General features: G+C 29.2%; 16 protein-coding genes and 1 pseudogene (1 of these 17 cut by a window edge). 10 read left to right on the top strand and 7 right to left on the bottom strand.

Features of this window, described 5'->3' with window-relative positions; all coding sequences use genetic code 11:
- The 7 genes and pseudogenes from gyrA to dnaA form a co-directional block, all read right to left on the bottom strand.
- Positions 1 to 1,188: the 5' portion of a DNA gyrase subunit A gene (gene gyrA, locus AXY43_RS14410; RefSeq protein WP_023976336.1), read on the bottom strand. The gene continues 1,293 nt to the left of window position 1, outside the view; the window shows 1,188 of its 2,481 coding nt (coding positions 1–1,188); it begins with the start codon at positions 1,186 to 1,188; the stop codon falls past the left edge of the window.
- A 23-nt stretch (positions 1,189 to 1,211) separates the two neighbouring features.
- Positions 1,212 to 3,119, bottom strand: a complete 1,908-nt coding sequence (gene gyrB, locus AXY43_RS14405; RefSeq protein ID WP_039768416.1) for a DNA topoisomerase (ATP-hydrolyzing) subunit B — start codon at positions 3,117 to 3,119, stop codon at positions 1,212 to 1,214.
- Between the two features lie 54 nt (positions 3,120 to 3,173).
- Positions 3,174 to 3,434 carry an extracellular matrix regulator RemB gene (gene remB / locus AXY43_RS14400; RefSeq protein WP_011967370.1) on the bottom strand — a complete coding sequence of 87 codons (261 nt, stop codon included), beginning with the start codon at positions 3,432 to 3,434 and terminating at the stop codon, positions 3,174 to 3,176.
- Positions 3,434 to 4,537, bottom strand: a complete 1,104-nt coding sequence (gene recF / locus AXY43_RS14395) for a DNA replication/repair protein RecF (protein ID WP_023976338.1) — start codon at positions 4,535 to 4,537, stop codon at positions 3,434 to 3,436. The genes remB and recF overlap by 1 nt, the downstream gene beginning before the upstream one ends.
- Positions 4,538 to 4,585: 48 nt before the next feature.
- Complete coding sequence (gene yaaA, locus AXY43_RS14390) at positions 4,586 to 4,792, bottom strand: S4 domain-containing protein YaaA (protein ID WP_031276195.1); 207 nt, start codon at positions 4,790 to 4,792, stop codon at positions 4,586 to 4,588.
- Between the two features lie 36 nt (positions 4,793 to 4,828).
- Positions 4,829 to 5,929: a DNA polymerase III subunit beta gene (dnaN, locus tag AXY43_RS14385; RefSeq protein WP_105411734.1), complete on the bottom strand. Its 1,101-nt coding sequence runs from the start codon at positions 5,927 to 5,929 to the stop codon at positions 4,829 to 4,831.
- 261 nt (positions 5,930 to 6,190) lie between these two features.
- Positions 6,191 to 7,539, bottom strand: a pseudogene (gene dnaA, locus AXY43_RS14380) (chromosomal replication initiator protein DnaA).
- 499 nt (positions 7,540 to 8,038) lie between these two features.
- Here dnaA and rpmH point away from each other — a divergent pair.
- The 10 genes from rpmH to AXY43_RS14330 all read left to right on the top strand — a co-directional run bounded on the left by rpmH (position 8,039) and on the right by AXY43_RS14330 (position 16,453).
- Positions 8,039 to 8,173, top strand: coding sequence for a 50S ribosomal protein L34 (rpmH, locus tag AXY43_RS14375; RefSeq protein ID WP_008419045.1), 135 nt, complete (start codon positions 8,039 to 8,041; stop codon positions 8,171 to 8,173).
- A gap of 59 nt (positions 8,174 to 8,232) precedes the next feature.
- On the top strand, positions 8,233 to 8,610 hold the full coding sequence (rnpA, locus tag AXY43_RS14370; protein ID WP_012061252.1) for a ribonuclease P protein component: 378 nt from the start codon (positions 8,233 to 8,235) through the stop codon (positions 8,608 to 8,610).
- Positions 8,582 to 8,791, top strand: a complete 210-nt coding sequence (gene yidD, locus AXY43_RS14365) for a membrane protein insertion efficiency factor YidD (protein ID WP_012061251.1) — start codon at positions 8,582 to 8,584, stop codon at positions 8,789 to 8,791. The genes rnpA and yidD overlap by 29 nt, the downstream gene beginning before the upstream one ends.
- 23 nt (positions 8,792 to 8,814) lie before the next feature.
- Positions 8,815 to 9,579, top strand: coding sequence for a membrane protein insertase YidC (locus AXY43_RS14360; protein ID WP_023976341.1), 765 nt, complete (start codon positions 8,815 to 8,817; stop codon positions 9,577 to 9,579).
- A gap of 45 nt (positions 9,580 to 9,624) precedes the next feature.
- Complete coding sequence (gene jag, locus AXY43_RS14355) at positions 9,625 to 10,251, top strand: RNA-binding cell elongation regulator Jag/EloR (RefSeq protein WP_012061249.1); 627 nt, start codon at positions 9,625 to 9,627, stop codon at positions 10,249 to 10,251.
- A 181-nt stretch (positions 10,252 to 10,432) separates the two neighbouring features.
- Positions 10,433 to 11,821 carry a tRNA uridine-5-carboxymethylaminomethyl(34) synthesis GTPase MnmE gene (gene mnmE / locus AXY43_RS14350; RefSeq protein ID WP_012061248.1) on the top strand — a complete coding sequence of 463 codons (1,389 nt, stop codon included), beginning with the start codon at positions 10,433 to 10,435 and terminating at the stop codon, positions 11,819 to 11,821.
- A 9-nt stretch (positions 11,822 to 11,830) separates the two neighbouring features.
- Complete coding sequence (mnmG, locus tag AXY43_RS14345; protein ID WP_012061247.1) at positions 11,831 to 13,711, top strand: tRNA uridine-5-carboxymethylaminomethyl(34) synthesis enzyme MnmG; 1,881 nt, start codon at positions 11,831 to 11,833, stop codon at positions 13,709 to 13,711.
- A gap of 23 nt (positions 13,712 to 13,734) precedes the next feature.
- Positions 13,735 to 14,454, top strand: coding sequence for a 16S rRNA (guanine(527)-N(7))-methyltransferase RsmG (gene rsmG / locus AXY43_RS14340; RefSeq protein WP_023976343.1), 720 nt, complete (start codon positions 13,735 to 13,737; stop codon positions 14,452 to 14,454).
- A gap of 137 nt (positions 14,455 to 14,591) precedes the next feature.
- Positions 14,592 to 15,374: a nucleoid occlusion protein gene (gene noc / locus AXY43_RS14335; protein ID WP_023976344.1), complete on the top strand. Its 783-nt coding sequence runs from the start codon at positions 14,592 to 14,594 to the stop codon at positions 15,372 to 15,374.
- 317 nt (positions 15,375 to 15,691) lie between these two features.
- A complete protein-coding gene (locus tag AXY43_RS14330; protein WP_012061244.1) occupies positions 15,692 to 16,453 on the top strand; it encodes a ParA family protein in 762 nt (253 codons plus the stop codon).
- Positions 16,454 to 16,459 lie beyond the last annotated feature (6 nt).

The following is a 16,459-nucleotide window of genomic DNA, read 5'->3' as shown; positions in this document are numbered from 1 at the left end:
TCTTATTATACTTATTACTTCATCTATGTTATCTAATGCTATTTTTAAACCTTCTAAGATATGTGCTCTAGCCTCTGCCTTGTTTAAATCAAATATAGTTCTTCTTGTTATAACTTCTTTTTGAAATTCTACATAATTTTCTAGTATTTGCTTTAAATTTAAAACCTTTGGCTCATTATTGACTAATGCTAACATAATAATGCCAAATGTATCTTGAAGCTTTGTATGCTTATATAATAAATTCAATACTACACTTGGATTAGCATCTCTTTTAAGCTCGATTACGATTCTCATACCGTCTCTGTCTGATTCGTCTCTCAAATCAGAGATTCCAGTAATCTTTTTATCTTTTACTAAATCAGCAATATTTTCTACAAGTTTTGCCTTATTTACTTGATATGGTATCTCAGTAACGATTATCGAGTGTCTTCCATTTTCTTCCTCTATTTCAGCATTCGCTCTTACTATTATCTTTCCCTTACCAGTTTCATATGCAGCCCTAATTCCTGCTTTCCCCATAATGGTAGCCCCTGTAGGAAAATCCGGTCCTGTAATTTTAGTCATAAGTTCCAAAACTGTGCTTTCAGGATTATCTATAAGCATAATAGTCCCATCAATTATTTCAGCTAAATTGTGTGGCGGAATATTAGTTGCCATGCCGACTGCAATTCCTGATGAACCATTTACCAAGAGATTAGGAAATCTTGATGGTAATACTACTGGCTCTTGCTCTTCACCATCAAAGTTAGGCATAAAATCAACTGTGTTCTTATTAATATCTCTTAACATTTCAACTGCTATTTTATTCATTTTTGCTTCTGTATATCTCATAGCAGCTGCACTGTCACCATCAACTGATCCAAAATTTCCATGTCCATCAACTAGCATATATCTCATTGAAAAATCTTGAGCCATTCTAACTAATGCATCATAAACTGAACTATCACCATGTGGATGATATTTACCTAAAACATCTCCAACTATTCTTGCACACTTTCTATATCCCTTTTCAGGAGTTAACCCCAATTCTTGCAACGAATATAATATCCTTCTATGAACAGGTTTTAGTCCGTCTCTTACATCTGGTAATGCACGACCAACTATAACACTCATTGCATAATCTATATAACATTTCTTCATTTCGTTTTTAATATCTACTGGTATAACTTTTCCTTCATTAAAATCCATGTACTTCACCTCGTATTTCAGTACTAAATATCTAAATTAACAACATTTCTAGCATTTTGTTGTATAAATTCTTTTCTTGGCTCAACTTTTTCCCCCATCAATATGGTGAAAATTTCATCGGCAGCCATAGCGTCTTCTATATTTACTTTTAATAAAATTCTCTTTTCTGGATCCATAGTTGTATCCCACAATTGAGATGCATTCATTTCTCCAAGACCTTTATATCTTTGAATATCAGTTGAATTATCTTTTCCACCTAGCTCAGATAAAACACTTTCTAATTCAGGATCACTATATGCATAATAATCTTTTTTACCTTTACTAACTTTATATAATGGTGGTTGCGCTATGTATACATGCCCATCATCTATTAAATTCCTCATATATCTATAAAAAAATGTTAGTAATAATGTTCTAATATGAGCACCATCAACATCGGCATCTGTCATAATTATAATTCTATTATATCTAATCTTTTCAACATCAAAATCATTTCCTATGCCTGCTCCAAATGCAGTAATCATTGATCTAATAGTATCTGCATTTAATATTCTATCTAATCTTTGTTTTTCAACATTTAATATTTTACCTCTTAAAGGTAAAATAGCTTGGAATTTTCTATTTCTTCCTTGCTTTGCAGATCCACCTGCCGAATCTCCTTCGACTATATAAATTTCACATTCCCTTGGGTCTTTAGATGAACAATCTGCTAATTTCCCAGGCAATGTAGATCTTTCCAAGACTGATTTTCGTGTTAATTCTCTTGCTTTTCTAGCTGCATCTCTGGCTCTGGCAGCCATTAGAGCTTTATCAACAATCATTTTACCTATATTAGGATTTTCCTCAAGAAATATTCCTATATTTTCTCCAACAATAGAATCTACAATTCCTCTTACTTCACTATTTCCTAATTTAGTTTTTGTTTGCCCCTCAAACTGAGGTTCCTCAATCTTTATAGATATTACTCCAGTAAGTCCTTCTCTTATGTCATCACCAGTAAAATTCTTGTCATTTTCTTTTATATGTCCAAATTTCTTTGCATAATCGTTAAATACTCTGGTTAATGCAGTTTTAAATCCAACTAAATGGGTTCCACCTTCAACTGTATCAATATTATTTGCAAAGGAAAATATATTTTCAGTGTAACCATCATTATATTGAATAGCAACTTCCACGGATATATTATCTTTCACGCCTTCGATATATATTGGTTCTTCATGAAGTGGAACTTTGTTCCTATTTAAATAGCTAACAAATGATTTAATTCCCCCCTCATAATGGAAAACCTCTTCTTTTTCATCTCTTTTATCTACTAACTTTATATATATTCCTTTGTTTAAGAAAGCTAACTCTCTTAATCTTTGAGATAAAACTTCAAAATCAAATACTATTTCATCAAATATTTCTGTATCAGGCTTAAAATATGTCTGTGTTCCAGTCTGATCACTATCCCCTATTTTAGAAAGCTCATTAAGAACCTTCCCTTTACTATAATTTTGCTGCCATATATGTCCATCTCTCTTAACTGTGACAGTACATTCTTCTGAAAGAGCATTAACTACAGATGCACCAACTCCGTGTAATCCACCTGAAACCTTATATCCCCCTCCTCCAAATTTACCACCTGCATGTAATATAGTCATTATAACTTCAACAGTAGATTTTCCCATCTTAGGATGTATTCCGACAGGCATACCTCTACCATCATCATTTACTGTAATCGAATTATCCTCATTAATGTATACTTCTATCTTATTACAATATCCTGCTAAAGCCTCATCAATGCTATTATCTACGATTTCATATACTAAATGATGAAGTCCTCTTGAACTAGTGCTTCCAATATACATTCCTGGTCTTTTTCTTACTGCTTCTAATCCTTCAAGAACTTGTATCTGATTTTCATCATATTTTTTGTTATTTTGTTCCAAATCAGACTCCTCCTAAACTTAATAAGTATTATTAAAATTTTCAATTTTATGGAATTAAGAACTATATTCTATATCTGTCCTTTTTGTTAATGTAGTTGATGATATTGGTGATAAATATATTTTACTCTTATTATCTACTTCTGCTATTATAAACGACTTTGGTTTTTCTTCTGTTATTCTTTCTACAAATCCGTCTTCTTCTGCTAGCCTTAAAAATTGTATTGTATCAGAGCTATACATCGTATTTTGAAGATCGAATATTCCAATAATGTCTTTAATAGGAACTACTACATTTTCACCTAAATGCAAAAACATTATATATTCCTCCCTTGATTTAAAATTTGTCCGTTTGATACATTAAATATCTTGACTTTATCATCTAAATAATCATTTAAATCCTCAATTCCAGCACATGTTATTATAGTTTGTATATCCTTTATTGATCTTAATATATATTTTTTCCTATTTACATCAAGCTCGGATAAAACATCATCTAACAATAATACTGGATATTCACCTGTAATCTCTCTAATGATTTTTAAAGATGCAAATTTCATAGTTAAAATCGATGTTCTTTGTTGTCCTTGAGATCCGAAAACCTTAGTATCAATATTATTTATAAATACGCTAAAATCATCTCTATGAGGTCCTACAGACGTTAACCCCTTTTCCCTATCTTTTTCAATATTATCTTTTAGTTTTTTTAAATAATTATCTTTAAATTTTCCATTCTCTAGATTAACAGTACAATTATATTTAAAGTTTATTTCTTCTTTTCCAGATGTAATTTCTTTATGAATTATATCACCGTAAAAATTTATCTTATTTATATATTCTAACCTTTTTGAAATAATATAATCAGCATATTTACTTAATTGTATATCATATACATCTAAGATATCTTCACTAAATGACCTGCTCTTTAATAAAATGTTTCTTTCGCCTAAAACTTTATTATATTGTACTAAATTGAAGTAATAGTTTGGATTTACCTGAGATAATTCCATATCTAATAGTCTTCTTCTTAAACTCGGTGCTTCTTTTATAACTTTTAAATCTTCTGGAGAAAACATTACTACATTAAAAATTCCAAATAATTCACCTATCTTATTTACTTTTATATTATTTACTTTTATGGCTTTCTTACCATCTCTGAGTATATTTATATCGATCTTTTTATCTAATCTATTTTTCCCTATAAGTAAACTTATGTAGGCTGTACTATTTTCCCAATTTATTAATTCTTTATCTTTTGATGTTCTGTGTGATTTTGCAAAAGCACAATAATATACTGATTCTAAAATATTTGTTTTTCCTTGAGCATTATCTCCCACAAACACATTAACATTTTCAGTCAATTCTACGCTTAATTTTTTATAATTCCTATAATTAAGCAAATTTATATTTTTAACATACATAAAAATACACCTATAATAATTATATCATAAATAATCAAATAACTATCTCTATATTATTTCAAAATCTGAACCTTCGAAGTTTACTACATCTCCAATTCTTAATTTTTTACCTCTTTGAGTACAAACTTCTCCATTAACCTTTATCATTCCATCTTGCACATAAATCTTAGCTTCTGAACCTGAGCTAGCAATAGATGCCCATTTTAAAAAAGCATCTAATTTTATAATTTCAGTATCAATTTTTATTTTATTCATTTTCATTATATAAATATTAAAATAATATTTATCCTCCTATCTCATCAGTCTTACTGGCAAAACTAAATATTTTGCATTTTCATTACTATTTTCTTCAATAACACATGGGCTTATACCAGATGTCATTTTCATAACAACTTCATTATCCTCCATGTTCTTTAAAACATCTAGCAGATATTTTGAGTTAAATGCAATTTCTATTTCATCTCCTTGCAATTTTATCGAAATTTCATCTCTTACCTTTCCCAATTGAGAATTAGAGGTTATTACTAAGTTATCTTGATGTAAATCTAATTTTATTAAATTTGTATTTCCATCCTTAGCCATTAGGGATGCTCTTTCTATCGCATTTTGTAGTTCTTGTCTATTAACATTTACAAATAGTTTGTGTTCTTGTGGTAATAATGATTTATAATTTATGAACTTACCTTCTAATAATCTAGATATTATTTTAGTTCTTTTTAAATTAAATAATATATGGTTATTAGTAAATGTTATATCCACAATCTCATCTATATCTTCTAGTATCTTTGATACTTCATTTAATGTTTTTCCTGGAATTACAACTTCTATATCAATATCCGTATCTAAAAATTCACTTTTTATAGCTAATCTATATCCATCTAGAGCAACTAAGTTTAAGTTTTTATTTCTCACCTCGAATAATATTCCTTGAAGAATAGGTCTTGTTTCGTCTTGAGCGATAGCAAAAGAAGTTCCCTTTATCATATTTTTTAATATATTTTGATTTACTGATATTTTTAAATTCTCATTAATTTCAGGTAACTCTGGAAATTCGTTTGTGTTCATATAAACTACATCAAATATGGATTTTTCACAAGTTATTTTTATTAGCTGATTTTCCATAGTTTCTATTCTTATAGTTGAATTAGGTAGTTTTCTTATTATTTCTCCAAATATTTTAGCATCAATAACTATACTTCCTTCTTCCATAATAGTTGCATCAACTAATGTTTGAATACTAACATCCATATCTGAACCTATAAGAGTTATTGTTGAATTACTTGCATTTATATAAATACCTTCTAATATAGGCATTGTTGATCTACCTGTTATGGCTTTTTGAACTATTGATATACCTTCTAATATTTTTTGTTTTTCACATGTAAAGATCATTGAAAATCCTCCTTATTTTATTCACAAGAATTAAAGATGATAATTAGTAGTTAGATAAATATTTTTATAGTAATAATAGTAGTAGGGGCTGTTAATTTGTTGATAACTAGTATAATCGCTGTAATATCAACAAAATTTAGTTCAAAAATATTGTGGATAAATCAGTAACAAAACAGACTGGTTATCCACAAGTATAAGCGTAATATAACTAAAAAAATATTATCCACAAGTTATTATGTACTTATTATACAGCTCTGTGGATTAATTCTGAGTCAATTTTTTTGTAATGTCGTTAACAGTATTCTGTAATGAATCATCAGTTTTGAGATTCTCAGATATTTTCTCATAAGCATGTATTACCGTGGTATGATCTCTCCCTCCAAATTCTTCTCCAATTTTAGGTAAAGACATATCTGTTAGTTTTCTACTTAAATACATTGCTATTTGCCTTGGGTAAGCAACATTTCTAGTTCGCCTTTGAGATTTTAAATCTTCAACACGCAAATTAAAGTAACTAGAAACTACATCTTGTATTAAGTCAATAGTCACATGCTTTCCTTGCTTTTTAGATATTATATCTTTTAATGCTTCTGTAGCTAAATCTACAGTAACTTCTCTGTTAGTTAATGAGGAGTAAGCAATTATTCTTATTAGTGCGCCTTCAAGTTCCCTTATATTAGATTTAATTTTAGTAGCAATGTATCCATAACTTCATTTGCTACATTTAAATTTTCAACATCAGCTTTCTTTTTTAGTATTGCCATTCTAGTTTCGAAATCAGGGACTTGAATATCTGCTATTAAGCCCCATTCAAATCTAGATCGAAGCCTATCTTCTAATGTTGGAATTTCTTTTGGCGGTCTATCTGAAGATAATATAATTTGTTTATTCGCATCATGTAACGCATTAAATGTATGAAAGAATTCTTCTTGAGTACGCTCTTTTCCGGCTATAAATTGAATATCATCTATAAGTAAGATATCAACATTCCTGTATTTATTTCTGAATTCTTCATTCTTATCATCTTTTATAGCGTTTATTAATTCATTGGTAAATTTTTCAGATGAGACATATACAACTTTAGCATTAGGATTACCATCTAAGATGTAATGACCTATGGCATGCATTAAGTGAGTCTTTCCAAGTCCGACTCCACCATATATGAATAACGGGTTATATGCTTTTGCTGGTGATTCTGCAACTGCCAAAGATGCAGCATGAGCAAATCTATTACTATTACCTATTACAAAAGAATTAAAAGTATATTTTGGATTTAATGTAGACGACATTTCATCATTAACTACAATAGCTTTTGGTTTCTGATTTGACGAACTCTTAATTTCTTCTTTTTCATAGATTTCAGACATTATAATAAATTCAATTGTATATAATTTTGAACATACTGCTTTTATGGAGTTTGCAACTAAATCTTTATATCTTTTATCTAAAATATCTTGAGTAAAGGAATTTGGAACGCTTATCTTTAGAGTATTAGAAGAAATAGACAGAGGTTCGCAGCTTTTAATCCAAGTATTAAAACTAACTTCACTTAGCTCACTTTTTATAATATCTAAGGTTTTATCCCATAAATTTTTAAGATCGGCATCCATTCTTATTCCTCCAATAATTGTAATAAAAAAATTTTTATAATAGTTATGTACAGTTTATCAACAATGATATTAACATTCATATATTATAGCCAAGTATGTATATAAATATATCAACATGTTAATAACTATGTGTATAGATTAAATTTCTATAAATTTAATAACAATCTGTTATTAAGTGTTATAAACATGCTAAGATCTAAATAAAATCAACTATAAAGCATGTACTAACAATAAAAATAAACAAGTTATGCACAATTTTATCCACACATGTGGATAAGTTTTTATATTAATAAGTTATTCACAACATAATATTTATGATAACATAAGTAAATACTCATATTCAATAAGTTATCCACAAAAAAATATATATAAATATATTTATCAACAATTATTACCACCTTGACAGAAAAATAGTATATCTATATAATGATAAAGTAAAATTTAAATAGCGAAGTATAGTTTTTACTATAAATAATAAATTTAAGGGGGTGCATATGTAATGTTTATGACTTACCAACCTAAAAAGAGACAAAGAAAAAAAGAACATGGTTTTAGAAAAAGAATGAGCACTCAATCAGGAAGAAACATTCTTAAGAGCAGAAGACAAAAAGGAAGAAAAAAATTAACAGCTTAAGGGCCCATTAGTGGCCTTTTTTCTGCAAATGCAGGGAAAAAAGGAGTATAAAAATATCTATGATTTATAGATTAAAGAAAAATTTTGAATTTACAATTGTATATAAAAGAGGTAAATCATTTGCAAATGAGCTTCTAGTTATGTACATATTAAAAAATAGAAGGAATAAGGATAGAGATTTTTTAGCCTATAGCAAGGTAGGTATTTCTGTAAGTAAAAAAGTTGGGAATAGTGTTGTTAGAAGTAGATGTAAAAGATTAATAACTGAAAGCTTTAGATTAAATTATAATTATATAGTAAAGGGATATGATTTTGTTTTTATAGCAAGAAATCCTCTTCAAAGTAAAAGCTACTTTGAAGTAGAAAGAGCTATGAGAAGTTTAATTAAAAAGGCAGGCTTATATAATAATGAAGAAATTACTAATACGCCTAATTAAATTTTATAGAAAATATATTTCACCTGGAAGATCTTCATGCTGTAGATTTGTGCCTACTTGTTCACAATATGCAATAGATGCCATAAATAAATATGGAGCTTTTAAAGGTAGTGCATTAGCAGTTTACAGAATATTAAGATGTAATCCTTTTTGTAAGGGTGGATATGATCCGGTTAGGTGAGATATTAGGAGGTATATATTTTAATGTTTCAAGCAATAGTTAACTTTATGAAAGGGATATTTGATTCCCTGCATGACTTTATAGTTAGTATGGGAATATCAGATGTTGGGCTATCTTATGTTTTGGCAATATTTATTTTTACATTGATTATAAGAATTTTAATATTACCATTTAACATTAAGGCAGCAAAGTCATCACAAGGAATGCAGAAAATTCAACCAGAAGTGAAAAAGCTTCAGGCTAAGTACAAAGACGATCCTCAAAAATTGAATACTGAAACTATGAGGCTATATAAGGAGAATAATGTTAGTGTAGCTGGTGGATGCCTTCCATCATTATTACCTCTACCTATACTAATGGCTCTTTATTGGGTATTTATGGGGATACAAGGAATAGAAGGTGCTTCATTCCTGTGGATTCACGATTTATTTGCACCAGATAAATATTATATATTACCAGTATTAGCTGCATTGTCAACATATATACCATCTTATTTAATGTCTAAATCAACACCATCACAACCAGGTGGAATGAATATGGGAAGTATGAATTTAGTTATGGCTGGAATGATGGGTGTTATGTCATTGAATTTTAAATCAATACTTGTACTTTACTGGATAATTGGTAATTTAATTCAAACAATACAAACATATTTTTTAAACTATAGGCCAGCAATGAGAGAGATGGATGATAAGACTCAAAAAGATGCTGTAGCAGAATCAGATAAATTTGTTGTGGCAGTGGAAGAATCTAAAAATTCAGCTAGTAAAAAGAGAAAAAAGAAATAATCAAAAAGTGATTTTGCTTTGATATTAGAGGTGGTGAATTAACAGATGAAATCAGTAGAAGTGGAAGGAAAGACTGTTGAAGAAGCCTTAAATAAAGCTTTAAGTGAACTTGATGCAAATAAGGATATGGTTGATATTGAAATTTTGGATCATGGCTCAAAGGGTTTATTTAATGTTATAGGAGTTAAACCAGCAAGAATTAGAGTTTCTAGAAAATATAATTATATTGAAGAAGCACGAAACTTTATAGTTCATATACTCAAGGGAATGGAAGTTGAGGCAACTATTGATATTAAAGAAGAGAATGATAGCATTATAATTAATTTATCCGGAGAAAAAATGGGAGTGATAATTGGTTATAGAGGAGAGACATTAGATTCTATTCAATATTTAGTTTCACTTGTAGTTAATAAGTTACATGAACTTCCTCATAAAAAGGTTATACTAGATACCGAAGATTATAGAAGCAAAAGAGAGGAAACTCTTAAAGGTGTTGCAATTAAAACAGCTAATAGAGTTAAGAAAACAAAAAAATCATTTAAACTAGAGCCAATGAATCCATACGAGAGAAGAATCATTCATTCTGCACTTCAGGAAGATGCCTTTGTTAATACATATAGTGAGGGCGAGGAGCCGTTTAGAAGGGTAGTCGTTGAATTAAAGAAAGATTAAACTTAAAAAAGAAAGCCATAATGGCTTTCTTTTTAAGTTTATAAATAAAATTTATGACTAAAAAGAGAAGTTTTAGCTAATATAACTTTGACTATTTAAATTTTGTTATGTAAAATTGATAATAGTTAAAAAGGAGTTTTAGTTTAGAAAATATTCTTCTTTAAAAAGAGGAGGAAATTAAATGAAAGAATTTGATACTATTTGTGCGATCGCTACACCAATCGGAGAAGGCGGAGTTTCAATAATAAGAATTTCAGGGGAGAATGTTTTAAAGATTGCTAGTAAGATATTTACCCCTAGGAATAAATACGATATTGAAAGCATGAAAACATACACTATGAAGTATGGTAATATTGTGGATTTAGAGAACAAAAAAGAGATAATTGATGAAGTTATTTTAAGTTATATGAAAGCTCCAAGAAGCTATACGGGTGAAAACGTGGTAGAAATAAATTGTCATGGAGGAGTTATATCTACTAATAGTGTATTAGATCAGGTTATTAAAGCTGGTGCAAGACTTGCAGAACCTGGAGAATTTACTAAAAGAGCATTTTTAAATGGAAGAATAGATTTGAGTCAGGCCGAAGCAGTTATGGATATAATAACTGCTAAAACAGAGTTATCGATGAAAGCAGCTATGATTCAAAGCAAAGGGGCTTTATCTAAAGAAATAAATGAATTAAGAGGGTATTTGCTAAACGTTTTAGCGCTAATTGAATATGCAGTTGATTTTACAGAAGATGATGAGGATATCGTTGATGACAATTTAATTTTACAGATTAAAGATGGGATCGAGAATACAAATTCAAAAATTGAAACCTTATTGTCTAATGCGGATGCGGGTAAAATTGTGAGAGATGGACTCAATATAGTTATTGTAGGAAAACCAAATGTAGGAAAATCTTCATTACTTAATGCATTATTAAGAGAAAATAGAGCTATAGTAACAGATGTCCCAGGGACAACTAGAGATATAATTGAGGAATATATAAATCTTGATGGAATACCGGTTAAAATAACCGATACAGCAGGAATAAGAGATACAGAAGATGTAGTAGAAAAAATAGGTGTGGAAAAATCAAAAGAGAAAATTGAAGAAGCAGATCTAATAATACTCATGCTTGATGCATCTAGATATATAGATGAAGAAGACAGTAGAATAATTAATAAAATAAAGAATAGAAAATATATAGTATTATTAAATAAGATGGATTTGAAAGATATAAAAATTCAAGAAGAAATACTTAAGAATCTAAGTAATATAATAAATATATCAGCTAAAACTGGCCAAGGAATAGATATTTTAAAAGATGAAGTTAAAAAGTTATTCTTTAATGGAGAGATAAGCTCTGAAAGCTTAATAATTTCTAATGCACGACATAAGCAAGCGTTATATAAATCATTAGAAAATTGTAAAATGGCTTTAGATAAAATTAATGCTAATGAATATCTTGATTTAATATCAATTTATATAACAGCGGCTATGAAAGCTTTAGGAGAAATAACTGGAGATGAATTAGAAGAAGATTTATTAAACAAAATTTTTAGTGAATTTTGTGTAGGAAAGTAGGTAAAAGTAATGGCAGTAAATTATGATGGTGGTCAATTCGATATAGTTGTTGTTGGTGCAGGTCATGCGGGATGTGAAGCTGCATTGGCATCAGCAAGATTAGGCCTTAATACATTAGTATGTACAATAAATTTAGATTCAATAGCATTGATGCCTTGTAATCCTAATATCGGTGGTACTGCAAAAGGTCATTTAGTTAGGGAAATTGATGCACTTGGTGGAGAAATGGGGATCAATATTGATAATACATTTATTCAGTCAAGAATGTTGAATACTTCAAAAGGACCAGCTGTTCACTCATTGAGAGCTCAAGCAGATAAAAAAAGTTATCAATTTAGAATGAAGAGAATTTTAGAGGAACAGGAAAATCTTAAAATAAGGCAAATTGAGGTAACTGAACTTAATGTTGAGAATGGAAAGGTGACAGGCGTAGTTACTAAAAATGGAGCTATTTTTAAATGTAAGGCGGTAATTCTTGCAACTGGTACATATTTAAAAGGAAAAATTATAATTGGTGAAGTATCATATAGTGGCGGTCCTAATGGTTTATTTCCAGCTAATGACCTATCACAATCATTATTAGATTTAGGAGTTTCTTTGAGGAGATTCAAAACTGGAACCCCAGCTAGGATAAATAGAAGATCTGTGGATTTTTCTAAGATGATAGAACAAAATGGTGATGATAATATAATACCTTTTTCATTTATGAGTGAAAATATTGAAAGGGAACAAGTATCTTGTTATTTAACCTATACAAATGATGAAACACGTAAAATAATTAGAGATAATATAGGAAGATCTCCAATTTATAATGGGAGTATAAAAGGCGTTGGTCCTAGATATTGTCCATCAATAGAAGATAAAATAATGAGATTTCCAGATAAACCACAACATCAAATATTTATTGAACCTGAGGGGCTTGACACACTAGAAATGTATGTAGGTGGATTTTCATCATCATTACCAGAAGAAGTACAAATTAAAATGCTTAAAACCTTACCAGGACTTGAAAATGTTGAAATGATGAGAACTGCATATGCAATTGAGTATGATTCAATTGATCCTACTCAATTAAAACCAACATTAGAATTTAAAGATATTGAAGGATTATATGGTGCAGGTCAGCTTAATGGAAGTTCAGGATATGAAGAGGCTGGAGCACAGGGGTTAATTGCAGGTATAAATGCAGCATTAAAAATTAAAGAAAAAGAACCACTAATACTAACTAGATCTGATGCTTATATAGGAGTTCTAATAGATGATCTAGTTACAAAAGGGACTAATGAACCTTATAGGATGATGACTTCAAGAGCAGAATATAGATTATTATTAAGGCAGGATAATGCAGACTTTAGGTTAACTAATTTAGGATATAGAGTTGGATTAGTTACAGAGGAAAGATATGATAAATTTATAAAGAGGAAACAAAATATTGAAAATGAACTAGAACGATTAAAGAATTTAAAGGTAACTAATAAAAAAGAAATAAATGAATTTTTAATATCATTAAATTCAGCTGAATTAAGAAAGCCAATTACTTTTTATGAACTGCTACAAAGACCTGAATTAGATTACTTTGATTTAAAACAAATAGATTCGGAGAGACCAGAATTACCTCATGACGTTGGAGAGCAAATTAATATATTAACAAAATATGAAGGATATATACAAAGTCAGCTTGAACAAGTTGCTCAATTTAAGAAATTTGAGAAGAAATTATTACCAAAGGATATTAATTATAGTGATATTAAGGGGTTAAGAACTGAAGCAATACAAAAGTTAAGTGATATTAGGCCAATAAGCATAGGTCAGGCAACACGTATTTCAGGAGTGTCTCCAGCGGATATTTCAGTATTACTTATTTATCTTGAACATTATTATAATAAATAATTTTAATTATTATTGGAGGAATTATGAAGTTTTATGATTTAATGTCTAAATCAGCAGAAGATGTTGGTTTACAACTATCGAAAGAGCAGTATGAAAAATTTATTGATTATATGAAACTTCTTCAAGAATGGAATGAAAAGATTAATTTAACAGCTATAATTGATGATGAAGAAATAATCAAAAAGCATTTTATTGATTCAATAAAAGCATTTAAAAGAGACGAATTCAAAATTGCTAGCAGTTTAATAGATGTTGGTACAGGAGCTGGTTTTCCAGGGTTGCCTATTGCAATAATGAGAGCTGATTTGAATGTTACACTATTAGATTCATTGAACAAAAGAGTGAGTTTTTTAAACACAGTTATTAATAGAATTGGAGCATCTAATGTAACAACTATACATTCTAGGGCTGAAGATGGAGCAAAAGATATTAAGCTAAGAGAGAATTTTGATATTGCAACATCTAGGGCTGTTGCAAATATGAGTGTATTATCTGAATTATGCTTACCATATGTAAAAGTTGGAGGAAGTTTTATTGCGCTAAAAGGTCCATCAGTTGATCAAGAAATTACAGAGAGCACAAATGCAATAAAGATTTTAGGTGGAAAAATATTAGAAGTTTGTGAAATTAACATTGAAGATACAGAATTAAAACATAACTTAGTTGTCGTGAAAAAGATAGATAGATCTCCTAAGGGATATCCAAGAAGGGCAGGATTAATAAGTAAAAATCCAATTAAATAGAGATATTACATAAATAATTGAAATTTGATTATGTAAGCAGGTATATGATAAAATATTAAGGTAGGAGCTATATAGACAAATAAGGATAATAAGGTAAAATATGTATGTAGTATTTTAATAAGGGATGGGTTGGGAACATGAATAATGAAATAGTAAGTATTAGCATAAATAAAGTCATTCCAAATATTTATCAACCACGTAAATATTTTAATGAAGAAGCTATAGAAGAGTTATCACAATCAATTAGAGAACATGGAATAATTCAACCAATTACTGTAAGAAGGCGCGGAGAGGTCTTTGAATTGGTAGCAGGAGAGAGAAGACTTAGAGCAGCTAAGTTAGCTGAGTTAGAGACGGTTCCTTGCAATATTATAGATATAACTGACTCTGAATCTGCTCAGATAGCTCTACTTGAAAATCTTCAAAGAGAAGATTTAAATTACATAGAAGAAGCAGAAGCTTATTATAATTTAATAAGTGATCATAATTTTACACAAGATGAATTAGCAAAAAAGATGGGAAAGAAGCAATCAACAATCGCTAATAAATTAAGATTGCTAAAGTTAAGTAGTGAAGTCAGGGAATTATGCTTAAAGAATAAATTAACTGAAAGACATGCAAGAGCATTGTTAACAATTCCGACTGAAGAAATGCAATTAAGAATTGTTCAAAAAGTAATAAAAGACGGATTAAATGTTAAGAAAACAGAAGAATTAATTAACAAAGAATTGCTTAAATTAGCTGGAGAAGAATTAAAAAATAAGAATAAAAGAAATATAAGAGGTGTATTGCCGGCTAAACTTTATGTTAATACAATAAAACAAGTTTTGCAGAAATTTGATATTCCAGCTGAATATTCATATAAAGATGATGATGAATTTATAGAAGTAGTAGTAAAGATACCAAAAACAAAAAAATAAGAGGAATAATTGGAAGTTAAGGTTTTACCAAGTATTACCTTAACTTTAATTATATATACATGTTGTAATTAAATTTCTACATTTTGGTCTTAACTTAGGGCTTACATGAATAGAATTCTAAATGTAAATTTATTATTGCAAGTATATATTAATCTTATATTTATACACAGAAAATTAAGAATTAATGAAAAATATTTTATGATAGAATATATTTTATTAAGAGTTATTGTTTTTTAGAACATAATTCTTTTATTATAATAAAAAAGTATATATAATATTAATATGGAAAGGGGGGACGCTCTTTTAGGGCTGTGCTTATGAAAGTAATTTGCATTTTTAATCAAAAAGGTGGGGTTGGGAAAACAACTACTAATATAAACTTATGTGCATATTTAGCAATGGAAGGTTATAGAGTATTAACTATAGACATAGATCCTCAAGGAAATACTACGAGTGGATTAGGATTGGATAAAAGTAATTTAGACTTATCCATTTACGATGTGTTAATTTCTGATGCAACTATGAAGGAATCTATAGTAAGGAGTGACTTAGTCCAGAACTTGTACATATCACCGTCAACGATGGAACTAGCTGGCGCAGAGGTGGAACTTATAAATAGAAGTGATAGGGAAAATATAATGAAGAATAAATTAAAAGAGATTGAATCAGAATATGACTATGTGTTTATAGATTGTCCACCATCTTTAGGGGTATTAACAATAAATGCATTAACATGTGCAGATTCAGTGCTAATACCAATACAATGCGAATTCTATGCATTGGAGGGGGTTAGTCAATTAATAAACACAATACAATTAGTAAAAAAATCTCTTAATAAAAAGCTAGAAATCGAAGGCGTTGTAATGACAATGTTTGATTATAGGACAAATCTTAGTAATGAAGTTTTGAAAGAAGTGAAAAAATATTTTAAGAATAAGGTATATGAAGCTACAATATCTAGAAATGTAAGGCTTGCAGAGGCGCCAAGCTTTGGACTTCCGATAATGTTGTATGACGAAAAATGTAAGGGCGCTGAGGCGTATGTAAAATTAACTAAAGAGTTTTTAGAGAGACAGTAGGTGATA

Source organism: Clostridium sp. MF28 (genome assembly GCF_002969175.1).
Lineage (GTDB): Bacteria > Bacillota > Clostridia > Clostridiales > Clostridiaceae > Clostridium > Clostridium beijerinckii.
Note: the sequence above shows the minus strand (reverse complement) of the source record. Positions and strands in the feature narration are given on the sequence as shown.

Excerpts from the sequence above, each read along its gene's own strand:
- remB (WP_011967370.1), bottom strand. The coding sequence starts at position 3,434 with ATGTTTTTGCATTTAGGTGAAAATGTAGTAGTTCCTATTAAAGACATT.
- recF (WP_023976338.1), bottom strand. The coding sequence starts at position 4,537 with ATGTATGTTAAAAATATAAATTTGCTTAATTATAGGAATTATAAAAAA.
- yaaA (WP_031276195.1), bottom strand. The coding sequence starts at position 4,792 with ATGAATAAAATAAAAATTGATACTGAAATTATAAAATTAGATGCTTTT.
- dnaN (WP_105411734.1), bottom strand. The coding sequence starts at position 5,929 with ATGATCTTTACATGTGAAAAACAAAAAATATTAGAAGGTATATCAATA.
- rpmH (WP_008419045.1), top strand. The coding sequence starts at position 8,039 with ATGTTTATGACTTACCAACCTAAAAAGAGACAAAGAAAAAAAGAACAT.
- rnpA (WP_012061252.1), top strand. The coding sequence starts at position 8,233 with ATGATTTATAGATTAAAGAAAAATTTTGAATTTACAATTGTATATAAA.
- yidD (WP_012061251.1), top strand. The coding sequence starts at position 8,582 with ATGAAGAAATTACTAATACGCCTAATTAAATTTTATAGAAAATATATT.
- AXY43_RS14360 (WP_023976341.1), top strand. The coding sequence starts at position 8,815 with ATGTTTCAAGCAATAGTTAACTTTATGAAAGGGATATTTGATTCCCTG.
- jag (WP_012061249.1), top strand. The coding sequence starts at position 9,625 with ATGAAATCAGTAGAAGTGGAAGGAAAGACTGTTGAAGAAGCCTTAAAT.
- mnmE (WP_012061248.1), top strand. The coding sequence starts at position 10,433 with ATGAAAGAATTTGATACTATTTGTGCGATCGCTACACCAATCGGAGAA.
- mnmG (WP_012061247.1), top strand. The coding sequence starts at position 11,831 with ATGGCAGTAAATTATGATGGTGGTCAATTCGATATAGTTGTTGTTGGT.
- rsmG (WP_023976343.1), top strand. The coding sequence starts at position 13,735 with ATGAAGTTTTATGATTTAATGTCTAAATCAGCAGAAGATGTTGGTTTA.
- noc (WP_023976344.1), top strand. The coding sequence starts at position 14,592 with ATGAATAATGAAATAGTAAGTATTAGCATAAATAAAGTCATTCCAAAT.
- AXY43_RS14330 (WP_012061244.1), top strand. The coding sequence starts at position 15,692 with ATGAAAGTAATTTGCATTTTTAATCAAAAAGGTGGGGTTGGGAAAACA.